This window comes from Anaerosacchariphilus polymeriproducens (assembly GCF_003363435.1).
Classification (GTDB): Bacteria; Bacillota; Clostridia; order Lachnospirales; family Lachnospiraceae; genus Anaerosacchariphilus; species Anaerosacchariphilus polymeriproducens.
Map to the genome: position 1 here is coordinate 1 of NZ_QRCT01000024.1, position 26,835 is coordinate 26,835.

Here is a 26,835-nt window from a genome sequence, read left to right on the forward strand (position 1 = left end):
GTAAATAAAAAATGCTGGTAAGTATTGACATATGAATATAATAGCAATATAATTGCAAATGCAAGCCAATTGCATTTGCAATTATATTGCTATTAAAAGAAAATAGGAGGAATTAGAATGAGAACGAAAAAGGTGATTTTGTTTTTATTAGGTGTTTTAATGAGTATGACAGTATTTATTGGATGTGGTAAGACAGAAAAAGTAGATTCAAAAACGAAAAAGTTGACAGTAGCAGTTTCTATTGTACCGGAAAAAACTTTTGTTGAAGCAGTATGCAAAGATTTGGTTGATGTAGTTACTTTGGTTCCACCGGGAAGCAGCCCTGTTAGTTTTGAAATGTCACCTGAAGAAATAGAAAAATTTCATCAATCTTCTCTTTATTTTACAATTGGCGTAGCAACAGAAGAAGCAAGTATTCTTCCAAAAGCGGATGGGGTGAAAATGGTTTCTCTGCAGGAAGAAGTAGCATCTGTATATGATGACAGAAAGTTCGCTTCAGGTGAAAGAGACCCTCATATATGGTTATCACCAAAAAGAGTGAAAGTCATGGTTGATGTCATAGCACGTGAAATGAGTGAACTGGATCCTGCTAACAAAGATATATATGAAAAAAATGCAAAGAATTATATACAGCAGTTAGATCAGTTGGATCAAGAGTTTAAGGAGACGCTGAAAGGTTTTAAGAATAAAAAGTTTATTGTTTATCATCCTGCGTTTGGTTATCTGGCAGAGGATTATGGATTAGAGATGTTTGCATTAGAGCAGGAAGGAAAAGAAGCAACTCCTGCACATTTGCAGGATATGATTGATTTAGCGAAGAAAGAAAATATTAAGGCAATATTTTATCAAAAAGAAATTGACAGCAGTCAGTCTAAAGCATTCGCAGAAGAAGTCGGAGGCAAGACGATTCAGCTTAATCCTTTATCAGAAGATTACATAAATAATCTTAGAAATATGGTAAAAACAATGGCAGAGGTTCTGAAATGAAAGCAGTAAAGATAGAAAATTTATCAGTATATTATGGACAAACAAAAGCTTTGGAGAATGTTTCCATGGAAGTTGAGGAGGGAGAATTTCTGGGAATCATGGGTCCGAACGGAGGCGGAAAGTCAACTCTGCTGAAGGCTGTGTTAGGTCTTATACCAACTACAACAGGCAGGATTCTTGTTTATAATAAAGATATAAAAGAAAATCGATCCATTATAGGTTATGTTCCGCAGTTTGCGACAATGGATAAACGTTTTCCGATTTCTGTATTTGAAGTAGTCTTGACTGGATGCATTAGGAAAAAAATATCATTATTTCATAAATATTCTTCAAAAGATAGAGAATTGGCATATGAACAATTAAATAGGGTCGGTATTGCAAAGCTGGCGAATCGGCAGATTTCTGAATTATCCGGTGGGGAGTTTCAGAAACTTTTGATAGCAAGGGCTTTGGCAGTACAACCCAAATTACTACTTTTAGATGAACCGACAGCCAGCGTGGACGCAAAGTCCAGAGATCAGATTTATGAACTATTGGGTGAATTGAATAAAGAAATGACAATTATTTTGGTTACTCATGATATGATGGCTATTTCGTCGAATGTCCGAAGCCTGGCATGTCTGAATGGTGATTTGACATACCATGGAGAACTTGAGTTAAATGAGAATATTGTAAATAAATTATATGGCTGCCCGGTGGATTTAATTGCTCATGGTGTGCCTCATAGAGTATTGAAACAACATAGGAGGTAATTTAGTGAATGTAATATTTGAATATCAATTTCTTCAAAACGCATTATTAGCTAGTATTTTAGCTAGTGTTGTATGTGGTATCATTGGAGTCATTGTTGTTGAGAAGAAATTAGTGATGATGAGCGGTGGAATTGCACATACTGCATATGGAGGAGTAGGAATGGGATATCTTTGCGGATTCGAGCCTATTATTGGAGCATTTCTCTTTTCTATAGCAGCAGCATTGGGAATAGGATTTATAAAAAGAAAAGGTAGTCTTCAGTCAGATGTAACCATAGGTTTATTCTGGTCTTTAGGAATGGCATTGGGAATTATTTTTATCGCTCTTATGCCAGGTTACCCTCCTGATATGAATTCATATTTATTTGGAAATATATTATCAGTAACAAAAGCTGATCTGCTGCTGATGATTATTTTGTCAGTGCTAGTTGTATTAATTGTAATGATACTGTTTAATTATTGGAAAGCATATTTATTTGATGAAGAATTTGCGATGATTATTGGAATTAAAACTACCTTTTTAGAGTATCTATTATTAATTTTAATTGCTATGACAATAGTAGTTTTGATTAGAGTGGCTGGGATTATTATGGTACTAGCATTATTAACAGCACCAGCAGCCATAGCAGGGATGTTATCTTCAAAGTTGAAGAACAGAATGATAATAGCAGTCATATCCGGAACAGTATTATGTATTATAGGATTATGGATTTCTTATGTTTTAAATATTGCTTCTGGCGCATCTATCGTAGTACTTATGGTCTTGTGTTATTTTCTAGCCTATGGTGTACGTTTAATTTATAATAAGTTCAAACAAAAAAGAGTTACAGTGAAAAGTACTTGAGAAACTTAGGAGGTTTCCGTATGCAAGTGAAGAACGACTATGAAAAATCTTTAAGAGAAAATGGATTAAAATCTACTAAAAATCGAAAAGCAATCATAGATGTTCTAGTAAAAAACGAACAGCCGATGACTGCAGAAGAAATTTATAATAGGATAAAAGGAAAAAAGATAGCATTGAATATATCAACGGTATATAGGACTCTTGACACTTTATATGAAAAAGGAATGGTAAACAAACTAAATTTTCTAAATAATGATAGAATGCTATTTGAGTATAACAGTATGGAACATAAACATTATTTAATTTGTCTTGATTGCAAAAAGATTATAACAATTAAAAAATGTCCTCTAGCACCATATGAAAAGTTTTTAGAAAATGAAACAAATTTTAAAATAGAAGGACATCGATTATATTTATATGGACATTGTATGCAATGCCAGATAAATAAAAAATAGGAAAAAAGCAAGACTACTTTTGTAAAAAATAAAAGTGTCTTGCTTTTTTGAGTTAGAAATGTAGATAATTTTTTAAATTTACTTGTTTAAAGTTTATAATAGTTATATAATACAGATATTCAAAGCGTAATTGTTTGTAAATATTGGGAATTTATATAAATCTATTCTATAGTAAAAGAGGTGGGGATATGAGAAGAGTAGTTAAATTTATTTTAATTGGAACATTATATCTATTCTATTTTATTTCTGTTTTTTATGAATCCAATTTATATGGTAATATATTTTCTCCGATCGTTACATTTATATCCGCCTATTATGTTTTTAATGGCTATTTTTTAAAAGAAAATAATTTGACTTTAAAAAGAGCCGGATTTTTTTTAACATTATGTTTGCTTAATTGGGGTTTATGTGATGTTATGTGGGCAGTGGCTGATTTCGTTTTTGGGATTGATCCTAATGAAGTATTTTTCATATCATATGGTTATTGTATCACAAATGTATTTTTGTTATTAGCATTAGTAATAGCTGGTTATTATGAATTAAAAAACTGGAATCGTGTACAGGTAGTCGTAGATACCGCAGCAATATCCTTATGTACTGCCATTTTAGCCTGGGTTATTTTTTTGAATCAAAATATGAAAAATATTGTAATATTAAAAAATGACTGGATATCTATGGGAACTGTTATTGTAAATATTTTAATATTTACATGGGCAACCGTTTGGATTTTTACGATTAGGAAAGGGAAAATTCCGTTATCTTTAAAAATTTCTTTGACAGGTGTTTTTGTATTTTTAATTACTGACATTATTTATTATTATAAATATTTTTATACTTCTTATAGTGCTAATACTCTTTTAGATGGTTCATATGTGGTTTCTTTTGCTCTTATGGCTCTTGGTGCTTCTGCAAGAAATTGGAGAAAGGGAATGACTGATAATTTAGAATATACAAATGCTGGTAGAAGGGAAAACGGAATATTATTGATTATTGCACCTGTGATTTTACTACTTTTCAAAGGGATACAATGGCAATACTTATTAATTATGATTTCTACAATCATGTTTTATTTTTTACTTACGAATTATATTCAAAAAAATGTTTATAGAGATGAGATTTTTCAAAAAGAAATTGAGTTGAATTTACAATTGGAGAAAAAAGTAGAAGAAAGAACGGAAGAATTAAATAATCTCTTGAACAAAGATTTTATAACTGGATTATATAGTAGAAGATTTTTTTTAGAGCAGTTAGACCGCTTAATTACTGAGCTTGATAAAAATGAGAGTATACTGCTTTTTTATATTGATGTAAATCGTTATAAAATGATTAAAACTATGTTCGGTAATTATATAGGTGAAAAAGCTTTATTGGAAATAGGAAAAAAGTTAAGTAAGTATGAACTTGGTCCCGAGGATATATTGGCTTCTTATGGGGAAGATGTCTTTGTTTTTTCCATGAAAGGAGATTATACCTATGATAAAGGGGTTGAAATTGCGCAAAGAATCATTAATTTATGCAGTGATATTTATCAGGTGGATGATTTTGCTCTCCGTATTACTGTTAATATAGGGATAGCCGCGTATCCTACAGATGCTCAGACTAGAGATGATCTGATTAAACATGCTGATATTGCAATGGCGCAGGCAAGGAGTGATGGTTTCAATAAAATCATGATATTTGATAAGAATTTGGTAGAATTGGTTTCCTATAAAAACAGAATAGAAATAATGCTTAAGAAGGTACAATTTGATAAAGATTTCTTTCTATATTATCAACCACAAATATCTTTAAAAGATGAATCAATAATTGGGTTTGAAGCGTTAATCCGTTGGAAAACACAAGAGGGTGAATTCATACCTCCGGGACAATTTATTCCTATTGCTGAAGAAACAGGATTTATTATACCAATTGGTTATTGGGTGATACAAAAAGCAATAAAACAGTTAACAAAATGGGATACTGTAAGTAAAAGGAAACCAAGGGTTGCTATTAATGTTTCTGTTAAGCAGTTAAATGAAAGAAATTTCATAACTCGTTTTCAAGAAATATTAGAAAAAAATAATATATCACCGGATAGAGTAGAAATAGAAATTATTGAGAGTGTTCAATTGGAAGAGAGTGCAGAGATGAAAGAAATGCTGCAGAAATTACAGCAAATGGGAACTTCTATAGCCGTCGACGATTTTGGTACCGGATATTCATCTCTTTATTATTTGAAGAATCTTCCTGTGGATAGAATTAAAATTGCGAAACAGTTGATAGATCGTATAGACCAGGATATTTATGATTATACGATTGTAAAAACTGCGATTAGTATAGCTAGGGTGAAGGGGATAAAAGTAATAGCCGAAGGTGTTGAAACCAAAGAACAATTAGAATGTCTGCGGCAGTTAGATTGTGATGAAATTCAAGGGTATTATTTTGCTAAGCCTATGCCGCCTGAAGAGGCTATAGAACGATGGATATAGTGGTAAAAATCTTATTGATAAATAAATTCATTATTGATTATTCCAATAATATTATTTATAATGTTTTTAAGTCGACAGGAAATTGGCTTAGGCACTTTTTACTTAGACGAATAAAAATTGGAGGTATAAGCTATGAAAGAACAGAAATTTTATTTATGCAGACATTGTGGGAATTTAGTAAGTGTGATTCATGATTCAAATGTACCAATTATTTGTTGTGGGGAACCAATGCAGGAACTAAAAGCAAATGTAGTAGAAGCTAGTACTGAAAAGCATATACCGGTAGTGACTGTTGATGATTCTAAAGTAACAGTTGTTGTTGGAGAAGTAGAACATCCAATGTTAAACGAGCATTATATTCAGTGGATTTATCTTCAAACAGAAAAAGGTGGACAAAGAAAAGATCTGAATCCGGGTGATGAACCTAAGGCAGAGTTTTGTCTGGCAGATGATAAACCTGTTGCAGTATATGCTTATTGTAATATACATGGGCTGTGGAAAAATGAAGTTGAATAAGAAATAATGTATCGGACATCACTAATAGTGATGTCCTTTTTTTCTGTAACTTAGTTACAGAAGGAGATAATAAATTGATTTATAATATAGTATCGAATAGTACAAATGTAAAGCGGATTAAGAATATCCGATTAATTATAATAAAAAAAGGAGTAGATTTTATGAATAAAAAAACAGTTATTATTGGAGGTGTAGCTGGTGGTGCAACAGCAGCTGCACGTTTACGAAGAAGAGATGCATCTATGGAAATTGTATTGCTTGAAAGGGGTGATTACATATCTTATGCTAATTGCGGACTCCCTTATTATATTGGAGATGTTATCAAAAGTAGAGATGCTCTGTTATTGCAGACACCTATGGCTATGAAAAGAAAATATGATATTGATGTTAGAATTAATAATGAAGTAATTAAGATCGACCCTGAAGAAAAACAAGTGACGGTGAAAGATGTTAAAACAGGAGATGAATATCATGAAAGTTATGACAATCTAATCATAGCAACAGGCTCTACTCCAATAAAACCGCCAATACCGGGAATTGATAGTGAAAATATTTTTACCATATGGACAGTGCCTGATACAGATAAAATAAAAGAGTATATAAAAGAAAGAAAGCCGAAAAGTGCAGCCATTATCGGAGGCGGATTTATAGGGCTTGAAATGGCTGAGAATCTTCATGGAGAAGGAATAGACGTAAGTTTAATTGAGATGCAGGATCAAGTCATGAATCCGCTGGATTTTGAAATGGCACAGTTGCTTCATGAAAATATGAGAATGAATCAGATTAATCTGATATTAAGCGATGGTGTAAAATCCTTCATGACAGTGAACGGAATGACGGAAATCCTTCTTAATAGTGGAAAAAAAGTTAAAGTAGATATGGTTATTTTATCTATCGGTATAAAGCCAAATAGTGCGTTGGCTAAAGATGCGGGCTTAGAATTAAACGAAAGAGGTGGAGTTGTTGTAGATAAATACCTTAAAACCTCAAATTCAAATATTTATGCAGTCGGTGATGTAATCGAGGTAGACAATTATATAACCAAGAATAAGACAATGATTCCTTTAGCAGGACCAGCGAATAAACAAGGACGGATTGTTGCAGATAATATTGCAGGAGATGAAAAGACTTATGAAGGTTCTCTTGGTGCCTCCATAGCCAAAGTATTTGATTTGGATGCAGCTTCAGTCGGTATTAATGAGAAAACTCTCAAAGCTATGGGAAAAGAAAAAAATAAGGATTATGAAACAGTACTTATTACTCAAAAGTCACATGCCGGTTATTATCCAGGAGCCACACCGATTACATTAAAAATGATTTTTGAAAAAAACGGAAAGATACTTGGCGGACAAATAGTCGGTCAGGAAGGAGTAGACAAAAGAATTGATACTTTAGCTACTACGATAAGGCTTAATGGTTCGGTATTCGATTTAGAAGAATTGGAATTGGCTTATGCTCCTCCTTTCTCATCTGCAAAAGATCCTGTCAATATGCTGGGATTTGTTGCGGAAAATATAATAAATGGACTGGTATCATTTGTTGAATGGGATGAAGTAGATGAATTACTGAACAATGAAACGAAAGAGAATCAATTTACTATTTTAGATGTTACAGAAGATATTGAAAGAATGGTATATGCAATGCCAAAATCTTATCATATTCCATTAGGACAATTAAATGAACGAATGGATGAATTAGATAGGGATGCATTTATTATAGTTTATTGTGCAATTGGAGTACGTTCCTATAATGCAGCAAGAACATTAATGCAAAATGGATTTAAAAATGTAGCAGTATTATCCGGAGGAACCAGTTTTTATAAATCAATGCATCACAATGATGCTGTCAGTGATTCAGAACAAAATAAGGAAAAAGAATGTCAGGAGGAAAATAATGATATGGATTTATCACCATTTGATGCTGCAAAGGCAAATAGAGAAACAAAAATATTAGATTGCTGCGGGCTGCAATGTCCTGGTCCAATCATGAAAGTGAATGAAACTATGCGCGATATGCAGCAGGATGAAATCCTTCAGGTCTGCTCTACCGATATGGGGTTTGCGAGAGATATTGATTCATGGTGTAAAAGGACAGGGAATACTTTAATGCAAATAGAAAAAAAGGATAAAGAAAATATTGTTTATATTAAAAAAGGAGCTGCAAAATGTGATTTAGTAAAAGAAGTAGAATTACCACAGGGAAAGACTATCATTGTTTTTAGTGGAGATTTGGATAAAGTATTGGCTTCTTTCATTATCGCAAATGGAGCTGCTTCCATGGGTAGACCGGTAACAATGTTCTTTACCTTCTGGGGGCTTAATGCACTTAGAAAAACAGAAAGAGTTTCATTGAAAAAATCTTTTATGGATAAAATGTTTGGAATGATGATGCCAAGAGGAACAGCAAGGTTAAAACTATCTAAAATGCATATGGCAGGCATGGGAACCAAGATGATGAAAAGGGTTATGCAGAATAAAAATATAGATTCATTAGAAGCATTGATGAAACAAGCGATGGCAAATGGAGTTAAGCTTGTTGCATGTACAATGTCTATGGATGTTATGGGAATACAAAAAGATGAATTGATTGATGGAATAGACTATGCGGGGGTTGCATCATATCTCTCAGATGCGGAAGATTCAAATGTTAATTTATTTATTTAACTAAAGTGAGTTAAAAAAGTAGAATCCTGTTGACTTATGATGAAAAAATCCTATAATAAAAAACATGTTTATGTTCAAAACTATGATTAAAATAGGAAGGTGAAGATATGAGTGAAAATTGTAAGCAGCAGTGTTCTACTTGTTCAGAAAATTGTGATGAAAGAGACAAAAAGCAATCATTTTTGGTAGAAACGAATGAGTTAAGTAATGTGAAAAAAGTAATCGGTATTGTTAGCGGAAAAGGTGGAGTTGGAAAATCACTTGTGACGTCCTTACTGGCAGCAGGAATATGTAAACGAGGATATCATACTGCTATTTTAGATGCAGATATAACAGGGCCTTCAATCCCAAAAGCATTTGGAATAAAAGAAAAAGCTATGGGTATGAATAATAGGTTGTTACCTGTAAAATCCCAATTGGGAATTGATATTATGTCTTTAAATTTAATTGTTGAGAATGAGACGGATCCGGCGATCTGGAGAGGTCCGATCATAGCAGATATTGTAAGACAATTTTGGGCAGAAGTGATCTGGGAGGACGTAGATTATATGTTTGTTGATATGCCTCCGGGAACGGGTGATGTACCGCTTACAGTATTTCAGTCATTGCCATTGTCGGGAATTGTTGTTGTAACATCTCCACAGGAATTGGTTTCTATGATAGTAGAAAAAGCTGTAAATATGGCAGGAATGATGAATGTGCCTGTAATAGGTTTCGTTGAGAATATGAGTTATTTTAAATGTCCGGATTGTGATAGAGAATATTCAATATTTGGGGAAAGTAAAATTGAAGAAATGGCTCAGAAACATAATGTAGAAGCTTTTGCTAAAATCCCTATAGAACCGAGTATGGCACAGGCGTGTGATAATGGAAAGATAGAAACAGTAGAGGAAAAATGGTTAGAATTGATTTTAAATAAAATCGAAAAACTATAAAATTAGTGATTTAATCACAGAATAAATATCTAAGTATTGATACAATGTAACCGTAATGTAATAAAAGGAGGTAATATTGTGTCAATACAAAAAAGAAAAAGATACGCGAGCATCGATAAAAAAGAATGTGTAGCTTGCGGGAGTTGTATAAAAATATGTCCTTTGGCAGCAATTACAGTTCCTAAAGGAATTCATGCAGAAGTGAATAGAAATCAATGTATAGGATGTGGAAAGTGTCTAAAAAGTTGTCCTGCTTCTGTTATTGAAATTGTGGATGAAGTGATGCATAAGGAGGATATAAGTTATGAAAAGCAAACAAAAAAAGTGGTATGATTATTTGTGGATTATGTCATTGCTCTATTTGCTCTTAGGATTTTTTAATATTCTTTTTGCGTGGCTGGGTTTAATTTGTTTTGTGGTTCCATTGTTAATTTCAATATGGAAAGGAAATAAAGGATATTGTAATCATTATTGCGGAAGGGGGCAGCTCTTTGCTCTTTTGGGAAATAAATTAAAACTTTCCAGACAAAGGAATATTCCGGCATTCCTTAGAAGTAATTGGTTCCGCTATGGGTTCTTAACATTTTTCCTTATTATGTTTGGAAATATGCTGTTTTCTACTTATTTGGTATTTTCAGAGTTAAGAAGTTTGAATGAAGTAGTCACATTAATGTGGACGATTAAACTACCTTGGAACTGGGCTTATCAGGGAACCAGGGTAATCCCGGGAGTGGCACAATTCGCTTTTGGTTTTTATAGTTTAATGCTTACGTCAACATTGCTTGGAATGGTAACGATGGTTCTATTCAGACCACGTTCATGGTGTGTGTATTGTCCTATGGGTACTATGACTCAGGCAGTTTGCAAAATAAAACATAAAAATTAAATAAATATGTGACTTACTCACAGAAAAGTTCTTAAAATTGGATATAATAAAATTATATACATTGATAGTTAAATAAAAAGGAGTGTTTTATATGGCAGCAGTTAAAGTAACAAACGAAAATTTTGAAAAAGAAGTCATGCAAGCAGACAAACCGGTTCTTCTTGATTTTTGGGCAGCATGGTGTGGGCCGTGTCAAATGCTTTCACCAACAGTAGAGGAACTTTCAAATGAAGTGTCAAATGCAAAGTTCTGCAAAATAAATGTTGATGAAGAACCTGAGCTGGCACAACAGTTTAATGTGATGTCTATACCGACATTAGTAGTTATGCGGGATGGAAAAGTTCTGACAAATTCTGTAGGAGTAAAATCAAGAGCAGCTATTTTAGAAATGTTAAGTTTATAAATTGATTAATGATAGATAGAGTATTGTATCAAAAGATGACTGGGATTGTATAACTGCCCCCAGTCATTTATTTATATACACCTTGAGTCAAGTATTTAAAATGTTAAATGAATGAACGCAGCTTTTTCTTATCAATAATATGTATCCCCCCACGGGATAAAGAAACGCATCCTTCATTGGAAAAATACTTTAACATCCTGGAAACGACTTCTCTGGCGCTTCCCATATATTTAGCAATTTGTTCATGTGTCATTTTTATTGTATCAGAGTCATTTTTTGTAGACTCATCCAGTAAAAAAGCAGCCAAACGTTTATCAAAACTTGTAAATAATATTTGCTGCATTGCCCACATAACATCAGAAAAGCGTTCTGTTGTCAATTGATAAGAATAATTTTCTGCATATATATTTTCGGAAGTGATTTTTGAAAAAGTGTTAGAATTAATTTGTATAATATCACAGTCGGTTTCCGCTTCTACTTGTACATCAAAAGTAATTGTCTGCAAGATACAAGAAGCAGACAGTATGCAGACATCATTGCTGTCTAATCGAAAAAGAGTAACTTCACGTCCTTCGTCAGAAAGGATATAGGTGCGGATGGTACCGGTCTTAATGATTAAAACACCGATACAGTCATTTTCACCACCGTGCAGGAGAGCTCCTTTTTTATAATGAAATAAATTTGCATTTTTTTTGATAAGTTCTTTTTGAGCCGTAGAAAGTTTATCCCAAAAAGTTAAGGTTTTGCTGACAATTTCAATATCATTTTGATTGATCATGGGAATACTCCTTTCGCTTTTATGTATTTATATGATACAATTATATGTTGAAAAAAGCAAGTTATTAACAGTTGATCAGGAGGTAATTTTATGTATGATATAATAATAGTTGGAGCTGGTACAGCCGGGCTGTCGGCAGCGATTTATGCTGTACGGGCGGGAAAGAAGGTTTTGGTTTTAGAGGCCAATACTTACGGAGGCCAGATTGTTAATTCACCAGAAGTGGAGAATTATCCTGGAATCAAACATATTTCAGGTTATGAATTTGCAATGAATTTATATGATCAGGCAATCAGTCTTGGAACCGTTTTAGAATATGAAAAAGTAATAAAAATTCAAAATAAAGATCAATTTAAAATTGTTATTACTGAGAAAAAGGAATATGAATGTAAGACAGTTATTCTGGCTACTGGTGCGAAGAACAGACCATTGGGGCTGGAAAAGGAAACACAGTTGATAGGTGCCGGGGTATCTTACTGTGCTACTTGTGATGGAGCATTTTTTAAAGGCCGTGATGTTGCAGTTGCCGGAGGTGGTAATACAGCATTGGAAGATGCGATGTTTTTATCTTCTTATTGTAATAAAGTGTATGTTGTACATCGACGTGATTCTTTTCGAGGAGAAGAGAAATTGCTTGAATCTTTGAAACAGAAAGATAATATTGAATTTGTTCTAAACAGCAACATTGTTGAATTGATTGGAGATGAAAATCTGACTGGAATCAAAGTAAGAAATAAAGAAACGAAGGAAGAGACAGTCATTGATGTAAACGGTCTTTTCATTGCCATTGGGCAGATGCCTGAAAATGCAGTGTTTGCTGATGTGATTGAATTGGATAACGGCGGATATATTATTGCAAAGGAAGATTGTAAGACAAATGTAGAGGGGATTTATACCGCTGGTGACTGCAGAACGAAAACTGTTAGACAGCTGGCAACCGCAGCAGCTGATGGGGCTGTGGCGGGGTTGGCTGCATGTGAGTTTATCGGATAAGGGGCAAGTTCCCCATCTGTTATCTCTTTTGTTTCTTGTATTAAGGGAATCTAAGTTCTGCCTCTGGATGCAAAGTACATGTCTGGAAATCCCAAACTCGAGCTCGCTCTCAAACAGGTGGGATTTCCAGACAAAAGCATCCATAGCCAGAACTAAGTTTCCCTAAATACATTCAAGTAGGCGAGAAAACAGATGGGGAACTTGCTGGTAGTGAAGTGGGCTTTGAGGTTTTTGCTTTATGTATAAGCATCCATAGCCAGAACTAAGTTTCCCTAAATACATTCAAGTAGGCGAGAAAACAGATGGGGAACTTGCTGGTAGTGAAGTGGGCTTCGAGGTTTTTGCTTTATGTATAAGCATCCATAGCCAGAACTGAGTTTCCCTAAATACATTCAAGTAGGCGAGAAAACAGATGGGGAACTTGCTGGTAGTGAAGTGGGCTTTGAGGATTTGCTTTATGTAAAAGTATCCAGGGAAAGAACTAAGATTCTTTAAATATATTTAGTAAACTGGTAGTAGAAAAGTAAGTTTTGATTTTTTTGAATTTTAGTTTTATAATGAAAAACTAAGATATAAATTTGTCATGGAGGTTTGTTATGAACAAAAAAGATGTGTCGGAGCTGAAAGGGCGTTTTAAGAAATCGGATTGTACGTTTACTAAAATGTGTGGATGCTATGTGAATGGTGATAAGGAAATTGTTTTGTGTTTTAATGAAACTTTTTTGAATTTGGAAGATGAGGAGTTTTATAAGTATCTGGATGTTGCTAAAAAAACTTTATCGGGAACTGTGGGAAATAATTTGCTTGAATTGAATTTTCCGTTGGAGGAGGAAGAGGCAGGTGGTAAACAACAGTTTTTGCTGGGACTTAGGGAAAGTAAATTGAAAAATGAAGAGCTTTTAACTACTTTTTATCAGCTTATAATCGATCATTATGATTTTGCAGGTAATTATCTTATTTTAGTGTTTCATGATGCTTATGATGTTATGACGAAAACGTCTGATAATTCTAAATTGGATGAATCGGAAGAGGTATATGAATATTTATTGACTGCCATTTGTCCGGTGGCTTTATCGAAACCGGGCCTTGGTTATTTGGAAACGGAAAATAGAATCGGACCTCGCAATAGAGACTGGGTAGTTGGGGCTCCGGAGTCTGGTTTTGTATTTCCGGCTTTTACTGATCGTAGTACGGATATTCATTCGGTTATGTTTTATGCGAAAAATCCTAAGGAGCCGCATAGAGAGTTAATGGAATTGGCATTGGGATGTCCTGCAAAGTCTACTGCTGCTGAACAAAAAAATACGTTTCAATCGATTATAAAAAGTGCTGTAAATGATTCGGAAAAATCCAGTAGAGTGTTTGGCGAAATCCAGGAGAGTTTGAGCCAGATTTCAGAAGAGCAAGCCTCTCTATCGGAATCGGAGGATCCGGTGATTCTGACGAAAGAATCGGTTAAAGAAATTTTGACGGAAAGTAATTTGCCAGAGGAAATTGTTGGTAAAATTGAATCTGCTTATGAGGAAAATTTTAGTGAGGAACTTCCGGTAATTGAACATCTTATAGATAAAAAGGTATTGGCTGAAAACGAGCAACGGAAAGTGGAAAAGACACTTGTAGAGCAAGTACATATATTACAGGAGAAATTAGAGGAAGCTACAAAAGCTGTTAATGTCTCATCTCCTCTTTATGATATTGATGTGGAAGTTGATGATTTGCAAGATTCAGAATCTGTGGACAAGCAAAACGAAGCCTTTGATGTTCTTCTTAAAGTGAAACCTGAAAAAGTCAATCAAATTAAGTCTCAAATTATTGATGGGAAGAATTGTATTGTTATTCCGATGGAAGATGATGAGCAGTTTCATGTGTATGGGATAGAAAATTCCCAAGATATTTGATTTTTGAACATATTTAAATCAGTTATTTGAGGATAAGTAATAAGCAATTGTAAGAAAAAAATAAATTACACAACTTATATCCATTTGCCGAATATGTTATTAAAAATAGTTTATATAGTTGAGGGATAAGATGGATAATCAAAATGCTAACACTCAAGATGCAAAAATGGAAAATCTGCTTAATCTAGCCTTAGATGCGACCCCTGCCGAAAGGGAAAAATCGTTAGAATTAGATGTTGGTTACTTGAAGGATATTAATTCCTGGGATATAATAGTGAAATTTAATGGAGATCTCTTACGTTTAAAGGATAAATATCCTCTGATTCAGATTGTGCCTTTGCAAACGGAATATGCAATAGTAACAATACCTGAACCATATTTGGATTCTTTTGCAAGAGAAGTAGAAGTTGAGTTTATTGAAAAACCGAAACGATTGTTTTTTGCAGTTGATTTCGGGAAATCAGTATCCTGCATTAATTCTGTGCAGACAGAGCGATTTAATTTGTTTGGGGAAGGTATTATTGTTGCCTTTTTAGATTCGGGAATTGATTATATGCATCCGGATTTTCGAAATCCAAACGGAACTACACGTATCATAGCCATTTGGGATCAGACGATGGAAGGGGATCCGCCGGATGGTTATTTGATAGGAACGGAATTTACACGGGAAGAAATAAATGAAGCATTAAAATTGCCACAATTTGAGGCCTACGATTTGGTAGGAACAAGAGATTTGTCGACACATGGAACAGCTGTAGCAGGAATAGCGGCAGGGAATGGAAGAGCTTCCAATGGAAAGTATGAAGGTGTTGCACCAAAGAGTGAACTTCTGGTAGTGAAATTAGGAAATCCCAGAGCAGGTAATTTTCCCAGAACAACTGAGATTATGCAAGGAATTGACTATGTTATTAAAAAGGCAATAGAATTGAGAAAGCCGATAGCAATCAATATTAGTTTTGGAAATACATATGGTTCTCATACAGGCAATTCTCTCTTGGAGACCTATATTTCTGATATTTCAAACTATTGGAAATCATCCATAATAATTGGAACCGGGAATGAAGGAGCCGCAGCAGGACATACTTCAGGGAAAGTCCCGTCAGTCGTAGTTGGACGGGGAATCCCTCAACAGATTAGTGGGGATTATAGTTTAATTGAATTGGGTGTAGCTCCCTATGAATCGGCTTTAAATCTTCAAATATGGAAATCTTATGTTGATGAATTTGAAATTGTATTATTTCATCCGAATGGACAGCGCATAGGCCCCCTCAGTCAAAGAATGTCACCACAAAGGTTTTATGTAGGTGGGACACAGCTGCTTATTTATTATGGAGAACCAAGCCCATATAGCAGAGAACAAGAAATTTTTATTGATTTTATTCCTATAGAACAGTTTATAGACAGTGGTATATGGAAAATACAATTTTATCCGATAAGAATTGTAGATGGAACATATCATGCATGGCTTCCCAGCAGTGGAGTCTTAAATCCCAATACAGAATTCCTGAGGCCTACTGAATATACAACATTAACGATTCCATCAACTTCTGAGAAAGTGATTTCGGTAGGGGCTTATGATGGAAGAACCGGACGTTATGCTGAATTTTCGGGAAGAGGCAGCATTAATAGCGGCAGATATTACAAACCTGATTTGGTTGCTCCGGGAGTGAGTATTATGACTACGGTTCCCGGAGGCGGTTATCAGGCAAAAACGGGAACATCGTTTGCTACTCCTTTTGTATCAGGGAGTGCTGCTCTTCTTATGGAATGGGGAATTGTTCGTGGAAATGATCCCTATCTTTATGGAGAGAAACTGAAAGCATATTTTGCAAAAGGTGCAAGACAGTTAGATGGATTTAACATTTGGCCAAATCCTACCGTTGGCTGGGGGGCACTTTGTGTGAAAGATAGCCTGCCGTTATAACTAAACAATAAGGACACTTTTTTAAACAAAGGGTGTTCTTTTTTTTTTGCCTTTTAAATTAAAACACTTGACAATATGCAACCAGTTGCATATACTTAGAAGTATGCAACGTGTTGCATAAGCCGAGAAATGAAAAGGAGTGAAAAATGATATGAAAGAGGTAGAAAGAGAGGAGCATTTTATATTTGCAACGATAATGTTATTGGCAAATCGTTTTCAAACGAAGTTGGACAAATATATGGGAGATTTGACACTAAAGCAGTGGCTTTTGTTATGCATGAGCAGCCAGTTTGATAAGGAGGAAATAAATGTAAATGAACTTGCTGCATTTGTGGGTTATACTAGACAGAATATTAAAAAAATTGTAGATATTCTTGTTAAAAAAGAATATATGGATATTGAAAAATCAGAAAAAGATAAAAGGTCTTATAACGTAAAATTAACGAAAAAAGCATATTCATATTTTTCAGAGTTTGAAAATCTTGGGGATGAGTTACTGATGAAAATCTTTAAAGGAACTTCTCAGGATGAATTGACGGTAACAGCAAAAACATTAATGAAGTTGTTGGATAATATAGAAAAAGTATAATGGAGAGGTGATTAGCCATGGAGGAAATAGAAGCAAAAGATGAAGTGTTACAGCCCTTTTTTATGGAAATTGCACCAATTAGAAAACTTGCGCTGATTAATTTTGAAAAAAACCCGGAAGAAATCTATGTGGCTTTGGAATGGCAGTATTTAGAAACGAAAGAAGAAGGAAACGGGTTTCGACTGATTGCATATCGAAAGGATCAATATGTAGATGTTTATGATGAGGAAAGTCTGTGTATAAAAGAAATTGGAAGATTTGAAGTTTGCAATAAAGGTTTAAAACATTATCGAAAGACAGCATTTCAAAATCCCGATTTTATAGTGACAGAAAAAGGTCTTTTTATTTCCTTAGCTTTTCATGATTACAAAGGACGGAATATAAAAGTACTTGTAGAAGAAAGAGGAAAACGGCCAAGCAGATCGCTTGATCTGATTGCACCTGTAGGTGAATCCTCAAAAAATCCAGTAATATTTCCTGCATTTGCGATGTACCAATTTGATTTGGTCAGAAAAAAAGATACTAAAATCCAAATCGAAATTAATGGAAAGAAAATACCGCCGGATGATTTTCCAATACCATTTCCAAAAGATGGTCAAATGCGTTATTTTACCAGATATGGTTGTGATTGTGAATTAATTGAGTTCGGAAGAAATCAGGAGCGAATATTACATAACATTAGTTGCAAAAATCAGTTTATATATGATGAAAATCTGATTGCTTCTTACAAAACAACAGATAATCAGAAAAAGATGGAATATTTGAAATTTAAGCATTCAAAGCATGTTTTTATATTGCGATTTGTAGATTGGTTCCCTGATTTATTGAGAATGGAAGATGGCTGTATAACAGGAAACTTCAAAATGGAAATGGATGAAAGTATGGGCTATATTTCAGGAGAATATCAGGTGAAGAAAAAAAAGAGTAAAGTGACTATAACACTGATTCCGTGTAATGGATGGACGGTAAAAACGAAAATGCCGATTACCAAAATGATGTTCAAAAAACGATCCGTATTTTGTACATGGCCAAAATCGTACCGATATCAGCAGACGATAGATTTACATACAGGCAAATCTGTTTGCCATTGGGAAAGAATCAAATTAAAATGAACAGGAGAAAAAAATGAACATTAAAAAAATAGTGATTAGAACGATTGGAATATTATTTTTACTTGTAGTAGTAGCAGTTGCTTCAATGGCAGTGCTTTTTCTGGGTGTAAATTCAAAGGAACAGAAGAATCAGGAAAACGTGCTTGAAGGAGTTGGCAGTGATAAAGCATTGCTATTGTATCAGGATTCAAGAGGAGGACTTACAGGTAAGGCAGCAAAGAATGCAGCAGAATCATTACATAAAAAAGGTTACACGGTAGTGATGAATCATCCACGTGCCGATTTGACTTATCATTTGGATGAATATAATCTTGTTATTTTCATGACGCCAGTTTATGCAGGTAAGGTTTCGGAACCGTTGAAGCAATATGCGGATAGCCAGGATTTTGCGGGGAAAAAGGTCTGCATTATTGTGACAGGAAATTCTGAAGAGGATAAAGGAGAAGTTGATGAAATGAAGAAACACGTTAAAAATGCAGATTGTCTGTATGGTAAGAAAGTAAACTCTGAAAAAATTGATAACGTGTTAGGAGAGTTTTTAGAACAATGAAAAAAAGAGTATGGATACCTAATGTTTTAACATTGATCAGAGTTTTATTGGTATTTGGAATTTCATTTCTCATGTTATCATCAGAACAGTCAGTAAATCAGGGAATGTCTATTCTTCTTATTACTGGGCTTACGGGAATGGTTTATATGACAGATTTCTTTGATGGAAGGCTGGCCAGAAAGTGGAATATCTGTACAGCATTTGGTGAGAAGTTTGATGTGGCTGCAGATTTATTTTATATTGTGTTTTTAAGTCTTATTTTGATAGTGCAAAGAAGAATGCCAATATTTGTCCTTATTGTTATTATTGCTGAATTTGTATTTTTTCTAGGCAGCAGCAGGAAAAAAGAGAAAAAAACAGCAGGAAAAACGTTTGTTTTCGATAATTGTGGCAGGATTACAGCTATTTACTATTACAGCATTCCGTTTGTATATTATTTAATAGGGCAAGTGGAAAATTCTGAAATTCAAAAGGAGTTATCCGCAGGGGCTGCGATATTGTGCATTCTGCTGAGTGTGGCAGCTGTTGCAAACAGATTAAAAAGTATTGTAAGCGGTGGAACATCTACCGTCGTGTAATTTTCCTCCCATCTGATATGCTTTACATAGATATCGGATGGGAGGTTTTTATATTATGTTGAATGAAATTATTAAGCTTTGGGAAGAGTCAGAATTTTATTAGTTTTCCTAGTTTTTCAATATTTTTATGTAAGATTTTCAAGTTGATAAAGCCAAACAGAAATCCAAATCCTACCCATAGAGTAATTTCTATTATCGAGTATTGAAGAATATTTTGGGCAAGTTTAAGAACATAACAACATGGTATTACTGTGATCCATGCGGTGATTTCACCGGGGACATAGTGACGATAGGATATTGGAAGCAATATCATATGTAATAAGACTAAATGGGCAATATTCATAATAAGTAATCCGTACCATAATCCATAAAATCCAAATATGTTCCCAACAAAAGCAGCAAGACACCATAATATTAATTCTTCATATACGGCAACAGAAAAGCCAGCTGTGTCCGTTGTGTTACCAAAAGGTGTAAAAGGTAAAGGAATATGCTTTTTAAATCCTTTTGCACACCAGTTTTTTGCAGTAATTATTTCTTCCATATCGTGAATGATAAATAGCAATGGGAACATCCAAACAATCCATTTTAATTCATTCATTTCATCACCTCCTGTTATATAGTATAATTATTAAAAGTAAGAATACAATCATCAAAGCTTGAACTACTGTATGGATAAGCAACAATAATATACAAAGTGTTGCTTAAATAAAATTATTACTTTAGTTATGGAGGTAAAGGATGAAAGAAATCAGACAGAATGATTTACGTGTAATAAAAACTAGGAAAAATATTGAGTCCTCATTTATTGAACTTCTGGGGGAGAAGGATTTTACAAAAATAACGGTTCAGGACATTCTTGATAGAGCACTCATAAATAGATCTACATTTTACAAGCATTATGCAGATAAATGTCAGCTTGCTGAAAAAATGTGTAGTGAAATCTTTGATATGTTCAAAGCTTCAGTACAAGATCGATTTCTATGCAAGTGTGACGAAAAACTAATTACTACGCTCCAGAATTTGTACCAAAATCTATCTAAAAAGCGTGAAGTGATATTACAACTGTTTGAAATCCATACCGAAACAATTCATTTATATCAGGATATGCTAGAGTATTTAGAAGTGAATTTTAGTAAGGAAAGTAAGCTGAAAGAATCGGATGACCATGAAATGTTAGACTATTTAGCGTGCCTTTATGCGTCCCATGTCATGACAACAATGAAGTGGTGTTTGCAAAATAATGCATATGAACTTCTTTTAAAGCATACTGAATTTTTTTTGAAATTTAGAGAAATATTTCAGTAGACTATTCATGATAGATAGCCTATGATATGAAAATAGGTTAAGTAGGAATTGGAGGCAATTATAAATATGACTAAAAAACGAACTAGTTTCGTTAAACAAGCAATGTTTTTGACCGTTTGCGGAATTATTGTTAGGATAATAGGAGTACTATACGGAATACCGTTGACCAACATGTGTCAGTATGATATATCATGTAATCTATGCTTTAAGTGATAACGTGATCGACGATCCGATGAAAACAATGATAGAAACAGAACGATTATTACTACATCCTTTAACCGGGCACCAGTTTTGGTTTTTGATTCGAAAAACGGACAGAGTTGTGGTGGGTTCTGCTGATTTTAAAGATATTCCAAATGCCGCCCAAGAGGTGGAAATTGGATACGGTTTAGGAAAAAAGTTTGAACACAATGGCTATATGACAGAAGTAGTTCAGGCAATGTGTGATTGGGCAATTGAACAAGAAAATGTATTACATATTATTGCTGAAACGGAAACTGATGGTTTTGCTTCACAGCGTATTTTACAAAGATGTGGTTTTGTAGAAGAAAAGTGTGGGGATACAATCTGGTGGAGAAAATAGTGAATAATGAGAATTTGTGAAGGTAGACATTGCTCAGGATGATAAATTCTTTATGAGATTGTTTGGTGATGAATATAAACTAAAGTTTGTCATGAATATGATGTCTGAGGTATATCGGATATTGACTAATACAGCAAATCAAGAATGTATCATTTTTTTAAAATATGCATCACCTAAATCTAAAGTAAAAAATGAAAAATATTATAGTGGTTATTTACATTTTCGGAGGATGATAAAGAAAAATTAAAGTTGTATTATGACAAAGAGAAAATGCCAGTTTTCATATATTTACTTGGGTTAAAGGATGATTTAAAAGACTGTGAAGTGGCAATTTTGAAGTATGATGAATATCAGAAAGTTCAAGATAATCAGTCGATAACTATAGGAGTTGAAAAAGGGAAAAATAACTTTTTACTTTTTCGACCGGGTTCCCGTGCTAGAGACCTTGCATGGTTATGGGGCTGCTGAACATATAAAAAAGAAAAATTATAACTACAAATTAAATTATTAACTTAATAAAATTGTATTATATTTTATAATTTTTATGAAAAAGTGGTATACTTGTAAATGTTTAAAGCATATGTTATAATATGTTTAGGCAAAAAATGAAGTTATGTCCATGCGGACACAAAGTAAAACCCCACAGAAGGCAGTCTGTGGGGTTTTTAGGCTAATTGTCATCTTCTCTATCGTCTGGCCATTTGCAGATACAGTGGCAGGCTATACCCGCTGCGACGGAGAGTAAAAATGAAGTTATGATTTCCATGCAGACACCCCCTTTCCGCTGTCGGATTGGGTTGTGACAACATTACAATTATATCATAAAAACAAACTGAAAACACAATAATAAATTTTTACTTTCTAAAATCAAATCTACTGAACTATGCATATTTGCTTGCCCTAGATTCTATTGAATCTAACTGAAAATATACAAAACTGGCATTTTCTGCTAATCTGGTGATATCATCTTTTTCTGCATTTTTTATGTGTTCTTTTAAGTCTGCATTTGCAGTTGCTCCTTTAGGGGTATCTGCAAAGAGCCATGCTCTTCTTGCAGTTGCAAATGGCTTTATGTTTGCTTCGCAAAGATTATTCGAAATAGGAATTCTTCCATCTTTCATAAATGTTCCAAGCAGTTCTCGCTGGTTCAATGAATAGTTCAGGGCTTTTGTAAGCAGTTCATTTGTTGTGTGCATTGCAGCTGTTTCTTCAACCCACGTCCAGAAGGCATCAAGGCCCTGGTTAGTACAAGTCCTATTCTGAACCAGTTCTTTTCCTGTCTGTTAAATGGAAGTCCCATAACGAATTTCTGATACATTACAGAAGCTGCAAGTGATGGAGTTGCAATAGAATGAGATAATACTGGAGCCGGAACAGCTGCTTTTACAAATACAGGTGTTTTATTCTTGCTGTTCTTCCCGCCACAAACACTACATTTGGCAACCTCAAACAGGCAACGCCTTCTTTTAATGCACTTACAGAAAATTTGCTAAATTCTTAATAAAACATGTAACAAAATATTTGCTTACAACAGATTTTTCGATTATAATTGTATAGCCTATGATATGGAAAAAAATAAAGTAGGATTTGGAGGCAATTATAATATGGCTAGAAAACGAAATAGTTTCGTTAAGCAAGCAATGTTTTTGACAGGTTGCGGAATTATAGTTAGGATAATAGGAGTACTATACGGAATACCGTTGACCAATATAATCGGAGATTTGGGAAATTTCTATTATTCTTCAGCATATAATATATATAGCATTCTTCTTTTAGTATGTTCTTATAGTATTCCTATGGCGGTTTCAAAAATTATGGCTGAAAAGACGGCATTGGGTCAATTTAGAACAGCTCATAGAGTTTTTAAATGTTCTTTGCTATATGTGGTAGTTGTTGGTGGAATAGCTGCAATTTATTTGTTAGAATTCGGAGGAATATTTATCTTTTTTAGTGGAATTGCAACCGTACTTAATGGTGTGTTACAAGGAATTGGAAAAGTTAATATTCCAATGAAAAATGCAGCTATCGCATTAGGTTTACATATAGCTATATTAGTTCCAGTTTTGATTTGTACGGACTTACATATTTATGCCATATTAATTGCCACATCATTATATGCAATTATTATTTGTGTTTTGAATTATAGATTTATCTGTAAATTTCTAAATTATAGACAAGAATGGAAAAAAACATTTGTAATTCCTATTTTCGCATCCGCTATTATGGGTGTGTGTGCAAGGATTGTATATCATGTAATCTATGCTTTAGGTGATAATGCGATTGACAATTCAAGAATAAAAGGCGCATTAACAGTTGGACTTGCTGTATGTGTAGCGGTAGTAGTGTATTTTCCTATTGTTTTAAAATTCGGTTATTCAGATAGTGAAAGGAAACGAATTCCGATTGTTTCAAAATTTTTTAGGCATTAAATATATTTAATAGTCTATTGCAAGGGAGGATTAAATTGAATTATTTAATTAATTTTATTTTATTAGGATTGGTTTATGTATTGCATTTTTATAAAAAGTGGAGTAGAAAAAATAAAAAGGTATTGATAATCAATACACTTATGTATATTTATGTCGTGATGGTTCTGTTTGTTACACTAATGCCATTTACCATACCATTTGGTATAGGCAATTATTTGTTTATGGTAACGGCTAATTTTATTCCTTTTAGAGACTTAAAGTTAAATTACCACGGAGCTGTCAGGGAAATATTTTTAAATATTATTATGATGATACCTTTTGGGTTCTTGTATCCAATTATCAAGAAAAAAGGTATTTTAAAAACAGTAATTATGACTTTTTTTTTCAGTTTAATTATTGAATGTGCTCAATTAATGAGTGCAATGGGCGGAGGCCCGAATGCAAGGGCATTTGATGTTACTGATTTGATTACGAATACATTTGGAGGCTTGGTTGGATATTTCTTTTTTGTTACTTTAGAGCCGGTTATTCTAAAAATACTAAAAGAATAGATGGGAATTGGTGATATTGATATGTCTTTTGTAAGCAAAAAGAGCATGAAAAATCAATTTAATTCGGATTTCGTAACTGTACTGGCAGATCATATTAAATAATATAATTGTAATGAGTTAGAATAAGTAACTAAAATAAAAATATTTAAGAAGGAAAATTTACATAATCGCGAATTGCAGACATTGGAGGGAAAGTAAGTATGATAGAGCTAGCTTTTAATGACAGTACCGCAGGTGCTTTAAAAATAGCCAAGACTATGAAAAAAGGGGAAAAATTATGTTGTACAGCAGTGTTTGGTGGAACGGAGGAAGAGCAGGCTGAACTTATGAAACCTCAGATTCCCGGAAGTCAAAAAGATATAATACCATTGATGTTAGAATTAGAGATAGGTCTTTTGAATAATGTGGATAAAGATTGGCACATTCGAAAAAAAATATTGAATGATTTGTTCGGAAACTTTCCGGGAGTAGTGGAAGAATTGTGGCAGCGTAATATAAGTAACATGAAAAGCCTGCAGGATGCCAAGAATGCAATGGAACCAATCCGAATGTGGGTTTGTGATAGCGCTCCATCCGAAATGTGTGGTTTACTTTTTATATGTCACTATATGATGGATGCAAATGTTCCCCTTTCTGTCGTCTTTATACCACATCAAATTCAAGAAGATAATATAATTACTTATTATCGTAATTCGGGAGAGGTTCTGGCAGAACAATTTGGAAAAATGCTAGAATATGAAAAGTCAATAAATAGGATTGAAAAAAAATCATATGCAACTATATGGAAAGATTTAGTTTCAGAGAATGCTCCACTTCGTGCAATATTGAACGGAACTATTATAAGTGTACCGGAAGATTTTTACGATTCTATTTTGCGTAAAAATATACCAAAGGAAGAGTTTATTGTTGCTAGAATCATAGGGAAAACATTGAATCAGATACCAGGAGTTAGTGATCGCTGGCTGTTTTTGCGCATTCAAGAAATGGTGCGAACAGGAGAACTTGTTGAAATAGCGGAACAAAAAGATGATTGTCCATATTCTGGGGTATTAAAATGGAATCTAAAAGAAGATAAATAAGTTTATTGGGTAAAAACAGAAGATACTTCTGTATATGTGTGGATTCACCGAACAAAATACGAAAACTCAAATAGGATAGAGGGAAAGGTAGAATTTAGTAAAGATATAAAAGTAAAAGAAAAAATAATGGAGAAGTTCCCACCTATAAAAATGCTCTATAAGTCGGCGGATAACTCGATGTTTGAAGTTTTCTATTTGGAACATGGTACTGCGATAGTTTCTGATTTATCAGGTACGCCCCCAAGGAAGTTTGAATTTTAGTATTAAATTGTTGCCCATGATATATTTTCGGAAAATGAGGGCAAAGAGTGTTCTGGAAATTGAGATAAGATTATAACTTAAAATAAAAAAACGATAGAATGTTTAATCATGAGATTTGTGATTAAAATGTTTGAAACATTTTTATATTTGAATACGAAAGGATATATTTATGAAAAATAAAAGAGCAATAATTATTATTGGCATATGTATTTGTGTATGTATAGGTATTGTTGTTGTAAAGATAAAGCAAAATTCTTTACTTGGTAATCTGAAAAGAAATCTTATACATGAAACAAGTAGTAATTCGGAAATATCTTTTAATGCAAAGAAAGGTGATATAATTAAATTAAGTAATAAACTATCGATCAATAAAGGTTCTTTAAGGACTGCTTTTAAAGATTCAGATGGAAATGTTATAGATAGTTTTGAATTAAAAAAGAATTCTTCAAGAAAAGTATCTATAAATAAAGATGGAGAGTATATACTTTCTGTAACATATAATAATTTTATTGGTAATTTTGCAATAAATGTTACGAAATGAAATTAGAATGTAAGTAACTTTAAGTCTGGCTTTATACGGACAACCTTTCATGCTAAGTGAACGTTCAATGCTGAAAGTTTTCAGCGTTTCATCAATTAGTTTATTTTTAAATTTATTGTTACGATCCGTATGAAATATATTTATGTTACTTAGGTCAAAATGAACCTTTGAAAATGCCTGGATTATAAGATTTTATTTTATATGACCTTAACTGTCTGGTTTATTGTAGCCTATCTAATACAGGAATAGTTTTTATTAGAATATAAAATAATAATTTTATAAATGAACATATAAAAAAGAAAAAGTTATAACCATCAATTAAGTTAATTAACTTAATAAAATAGGAGATATAATTTATAATTTTTATGAAAAAGTGGTATACATTGTAAGTGTTTAAAGCATATGTTATAATATGTTTAGGCAAAAAATGAAGTTATGTCCATGCGGACACAAAGTAAGGGGCTGTGAAAAAACACCCTAATTAAAAAGAGGATTTTCAATTCACATTAGTGAGTTGGAAATCCTCTTTTTGTGGTAAAATTTAACTGCATATGAAAAATAAAACCACAACTTATTCTAGACTAAAACAGGGCATTTTGCCAATGTTTATTTCAGATTTTCTTGATATTTGTGATCCGGTTTTAACATTTGACGAATTCATGGAGGGAATTAATTTAAATAAGTATCTGAACAATATACCAGAACATGATACTGGCCGTATCAGATATAATCCCGTCACTTATAAACATCTC

At 33.4% G+C, this 26,835-nt stretch carries 30 protein-coding genes; 26 read left to right on the plus strand and 4 right to left on the minus strand.

The genetic code is table 11. The annotated features are described in order from the left end of the window. The first annotated feature begins 117 nt into the window (after window positions 1-117). From DWV06_RS09085 to trxA, 11 genes are all read left to right on the plus strand, one after another. A complete protein-coding gene (locus DWV06_RS09085; RefSeq protein ID WP_235828929.1) occupies window positions 118-987 on the plus strand; it encodes a metal ABC transporter solute-binding protein, Zn/Mn family in 870 nt (289 codons plus the stop codon). Continuing rightward, a complete protein-coding gene (locus DWV06_RS09090; RefSeq protein WP_115481869.1) occupies window positions 984-1,739 on the plus strand; it encodes a metal ABC transporter ATP-binding protein in 756 nt (251 codons plus the stop codon). Before DWV06_RS09085 ends, DWV06_RS09090 begins: the two co-directional genes overlap by 4 nt. A 4-nt stretch (window positions 1,740-1,743) precedes the next feature. Continuing rightward, on the plus strand, window positions 1,744-2,583 hold the full coding sequence (locus DWV06_RS09095; RefSeq protein ID WP_235828930.1) for a metal ABC transporter permease: 840 nt from the start codon (window positions 1,744-1,746) through the stop codon (window positions 2,581-2,583). 20 nt (window positions 2,584-2,603) lie between these two features. Next, window positions 2,604-3,038: a Fur family transcriptional regulator gene (locus DWV06_RS09100; protein WP_115481871.1), complete on the plus strand. Its 435-nt coding sequence runs from the start codon at window positions 2,604-2,606 to the stop codon at window positions 3,036-3,038. A gap of 188 nt (window positions 3,039-3,226) precedes the next feature. Beyond that, window positions 3,227-5,506 (plus strand): putative bifunctional diguanylate cyclase/phosphodiesterase, encoded by a 2,280-nt coding sequence (locus DWV06_RS09105; RefSeq protein WP_115481872.1) that lies wholly within the window; start codon window positions 3,227-3,229, stop codon window positions 5,504-5,506. A gap of 132 nt (window positions 5,507-5,638) precedes the next feature. Beyond that, window positions 5,639-6,022 carry a desulfoferrodoxin family protein gene (locus tag DWV06_RS09110; protein ID WP_115481873.1) on the plus strand — a complete coding sequence of 128 codons (384 nt, stop codon included), beginning with the start codon at window positions 5,639-5,641 and terminating at the stop codon, window positions 6,020-6,022. A 161-nt stretch (window positions 6,023-6,183) separates the two neighbouring features. After that, window positions 6,184-8,685, plus strand: a complete 2,502-nt coding sequence (locus DWV06_RS09115; protein ID WP_115481896.1) for an FAD-dependent oxidoreductase — start codon at window positions 6,184-6,186, stop codon at window positions 8,683-8,685. Window positions 8,686-8,792: 107 nt separating this feature from the next. Beyond that, entirely contained in the window at window positions 8,793-9,620 is an 828-nt protein-coding gene (locus DWV06_RS09120; RefSeq protein ID WP_115481874.1) for an Mrp/NBP35 family ATP-binding protein, read from the plus strand. Window positions 9,621-9,698: 78 nt separating this feature from the next. Then, window positions 9,699-9,953, plus strand: coding sequence for a 4Fe-4S dicluster-binding protein (locus DWV06_RS09125; protein WP_331463307.1), 255 nt, complete (start codon window positions 9,699-9,701; stop codon window positions 9,951-9,953). Continuing rightward, on the plus strand, window positions 9,925-10,506 hold the full coding sequence (locus DWV06_RS09130; RefSeq protein WP_115481875.1) for a 4Fe-4S binding protein: 582 nt from the start codon (window positions 9,925-9,927) through the stop codon (window positions 10,504-10,506). The genes DWV06_RS09125 and DWV06_RS09130 overlap by 29 nt, the downstream gene beginning before the upstream one ends. A 91-nt stretch (window positions 10,507-10,597) precedes the next feature. Next, entirely contained in the window at window positions 10,598-10,909 is a 312-nt protein-coding gene (trxA, locus tag DWV06_RS09135) for a thioredoxin (protein WP_115481876.1), read from the plus strand. 103 nt (window positions 10,910-11,012) lie between these two features. Here trxA and DWV06_RS09140 read toward each other — a convergent pair whose 3' ends face one another. Continuing rightward, window positions 11,013-11,687: a Crp/Fnr family transcriptional regulator gene (locus DWV06_RS09140; protein ID WP_115481877.1), complete on the minus strand. Its 675-nt coding sequence runs from the start codon at window positions 11,685-11,687 to the stop codon at window positions 11,013-11,015. A gap of 90 nt (window positions 11,688-11,777) precedes the next feature. Between DWV06_RS09140 and trxB the strand changes: the two genes are divergently transcribed. From trxB to DWV06_RS09175, 7 genes are all read left to right on the plus strand, one after another. Continuing rightward, window positions 11,778-12,680: a thioredoxin-disulfide reductase gene (gene trxB / locus DWV06_RS09145; protein ID WP_115481878.1), complete on the plus strand. Its 903-nt coding sequence runs from the start codon at window positions 11,778-11,780 to the stop codon at window positions 12,678-12,680. 596 nt (window positions 12,681-13,276) lie between these two features. Further along, complete coding sequence (locus tag DWV06_RS09150) at window positions 13,277-14,578, plus strand: DUF4317 domain-containing protein (protein WP_115481879.1); 1,302 nt, start codon at window positions 13,277-13,279, stop codon at window positions 14,576-14,578. 130 nt (window positions 14,579-14,708) lie between these two features. Beyond that, complete coding sequence (locus tag DWV06_RS09155) at window positions 14,709-16,502, plus strand: S8 family peptidase (protein ID WP_115481880.1); 1,794 nt, start codon at window positions 14,709-14,711, stop codon at window positions 16,500-16,502. 151 nt (window positions 16,503-16,653) lie between these two features. Further along, window positions 16,654-17,091 (plus strand): MarR family winged helix-turn-helix transcriptional regulator, encoded by a 438-nt coding sequence (locus tag DWV06_RS09160; RefSeq protein ID WP_115481881.1) that lies wholly within the window; start codon window positions 16,654-16,656, stop codon window positions 17,089-17,091. A 17-nt stretch (window positions 17,092-17,108) separates the two neighbouring features. Next, window positions 17,109-18,203: a hypothetical protein gene (locus tag DWV06_RS09165; RefSeq protein WP_115481882.1), complete on the plus strand. Its 1,095-nt coding sequence runs from the start codon at window positions 17,109-17,111 to the stop codon at window positions 18,201-18,203. 13 nt (window positions 18,204-18,216) lie between these two features. Then, window positions 18,217-18,753: a flavodoxin family protein gene (locus tag DWV06_RS09170; RefSeq protein ID WP_115481883.1), complete on the plus strand. Its 537-nt coding sequence runs from the start codon at window positions 18,217-18,219 to the stop codon at window positions 18,751-18,753. Beyond that, window positions 18,750-19,331: a CDP-alcohol phosphatidyltransferase family protein gene (locus DWV06_RS09175; protein WP_115481884.1), complete on the plus strand. Its 582-nt coding sequence runs from the start codon at window positions 18,750-18,752 to the stop codon at window positions 19,329-19,331. The genes DWV06_RS09170 and DWV06_RS09175 overlap by 4 nt, the downstream gene beginning before the upstream one ends. Before the next feature lie 88 nt (window positions 19,332-19,419). Here DWV06_RS09175 and DWV06_RS09180 read toward each other — a convergent pair whose 3' ends face one another. Then, window positions 19,420-19,932, minus strand: a complete 513-nt coding sequence (locus DWV06_RS09180) for an HXXEE domain-containing protein (RefSeq protein ID WP_115481885.1) — start codon at window positions 19,930-19,932, stop codon at window positions 19,420-19,422. A 140-nt stretch (window positions 19,933-20,072) separates the two neighbouring features. On the opposite strand from DWV06_RS09180, the gene DWV06_RS09185 reads away from it, so the two are divergent. From DWV06_RS09185 to DWV06_RS09200, 4 genes are all read left to right on the plus strand, one after another. Beyond that, window positions 20,073-20,639, plus strand: coding sequence for a TetR/AcrR family transcriptional regulator (locus tag DWV06_RS09185; protein ID WP_235828931.1), 567 nt, complete (start codon window positions 20,073-20,075; stop codon window positions 20,637-20,639). A 181-nt stretch (window positions 20,640-20,820) separates the two neighbouring features. Next, on the plus strand, window positions 20,821-21,222 hold the full coding sequence (locus DWV06_RS09190) for a GNAT family N-acetyltransferase (protein ID WP_331463308.1): 402 nt from the start codon (window positions 20,821-20,823) through the stop codon (window positions 21,220-21,222). Between the two features lie 16 nt (window positions 21,223-21,238). Next, entirely contained in the window at window positions 21,239-21,469 is a 231-nt protein-coding gene (locus tag DWV06_RS09195; protein ID WP_115481886.1) for a hypothetical protein, read from the plus strand. A 2-nt stretch (window positions 21,470-21,471) separates the two neighbouring features. Beyond that, the gene (locus DWV06_RS09200) at window positions 21,472-21,690 is read left to right on the plus strand and encodes a hypothetical protein (RefSeq protein ID WP_115481887.1); all 219 of its coding nucleotides are present in this window, start codon (window positions 21,472-21,474) and stop codon (window positions 21,688-21,690) included. 413 nt (window positions 21,691-22,103) lie between these two features. On the opposite strand, the gene DWV06_RS09205 is transcribed toward DWV06_RS09200, so the two are convergent. Together DWV06_RS09205 and DWV06_RS19095 are read right to left on the minus strand one after the other, a co-directional pair. After that, window positions 22,104-22,418, minus strand: coding sequence for an IS66 family transposase (locus tag DWV06_RS09205; RefSeq protein ID WP_115481888.1), 315 nt, complete (start codon window positions 22,416-22,418; stop codon window positions 22,104-22,106). Continuing rightward, window positions 22,382-22,540, minus strand: coding sequence for a hypothetical protein (locus DWV06_RS19095; protein ID WP_115481889.1), 159 nt, complete (start codon window positions 22,538-22,540; stop codon window positions 22,382-22,384). The genes DWV06_RS09205 and DWV06_RS19095 overlap by 37 nt, the downstream gene beginning before the upstream one ends. A gap of 286 nt (window positions 22,541-22,826) precedes the next feature. Here DWV06_RS19095 and DWV06_RS09215 point away from each other — a divergent pair, with 286 nt between their 5' ends. From DWV06_RS09215 to DWV06_RS09235, 4 genes are all read left to right on the plus strand, one after another. Beyond that, window positions 22,827-23,651, plus strand: a complete 825-nt coding sequence (locus DWV06_RS09215; protein WP_162300613.1) for an MATE family efflux transporter — start codon at window positions 22,827-22,829, stop codon at window positions 23,649-23,651. Between the two features lie 35 nt (window positions 23,652-23,686). Then, entirely contained in the window at window positions 23,687-24,202 is a 516-nt protein-coding gene (locus tag DWV06_RS09220; protein WP_115481891.1) for a VanZ family protein, read from the plus strand. A gap of 200 nt (window positions 24,203-24,402) precedes the next feature. Further along, window positions 24,403-25,281 carry a DUF3658 domain-containing protein gene (locus DWV06_RS09225; RefSeq protein WP_115481892.1) on the plus strand — a complete coding sequence of 293 codons (879 nt, stop codon included), beginning with the start codon at window positions 24,403-24,405 and terminating at the stop codon, window positions 25,279-25,281. 430 nt (window positions 25,282-25,711) lie between these two features. Then, the gene (locus DWV06_RS09235; protein WP_115481894.1) at window positions 25,712-26,083 is read left to right on the plus strand and encodes a hypothetical protein; all 372 of its coding nucleotides are present in this window, start codon (window positions 25,712-25,714) and stop codon (window positions 26,081-26,083) included. The last annotated feature ends 752 nt before the right edge of the window (window positions 26,084-26,835 follow it).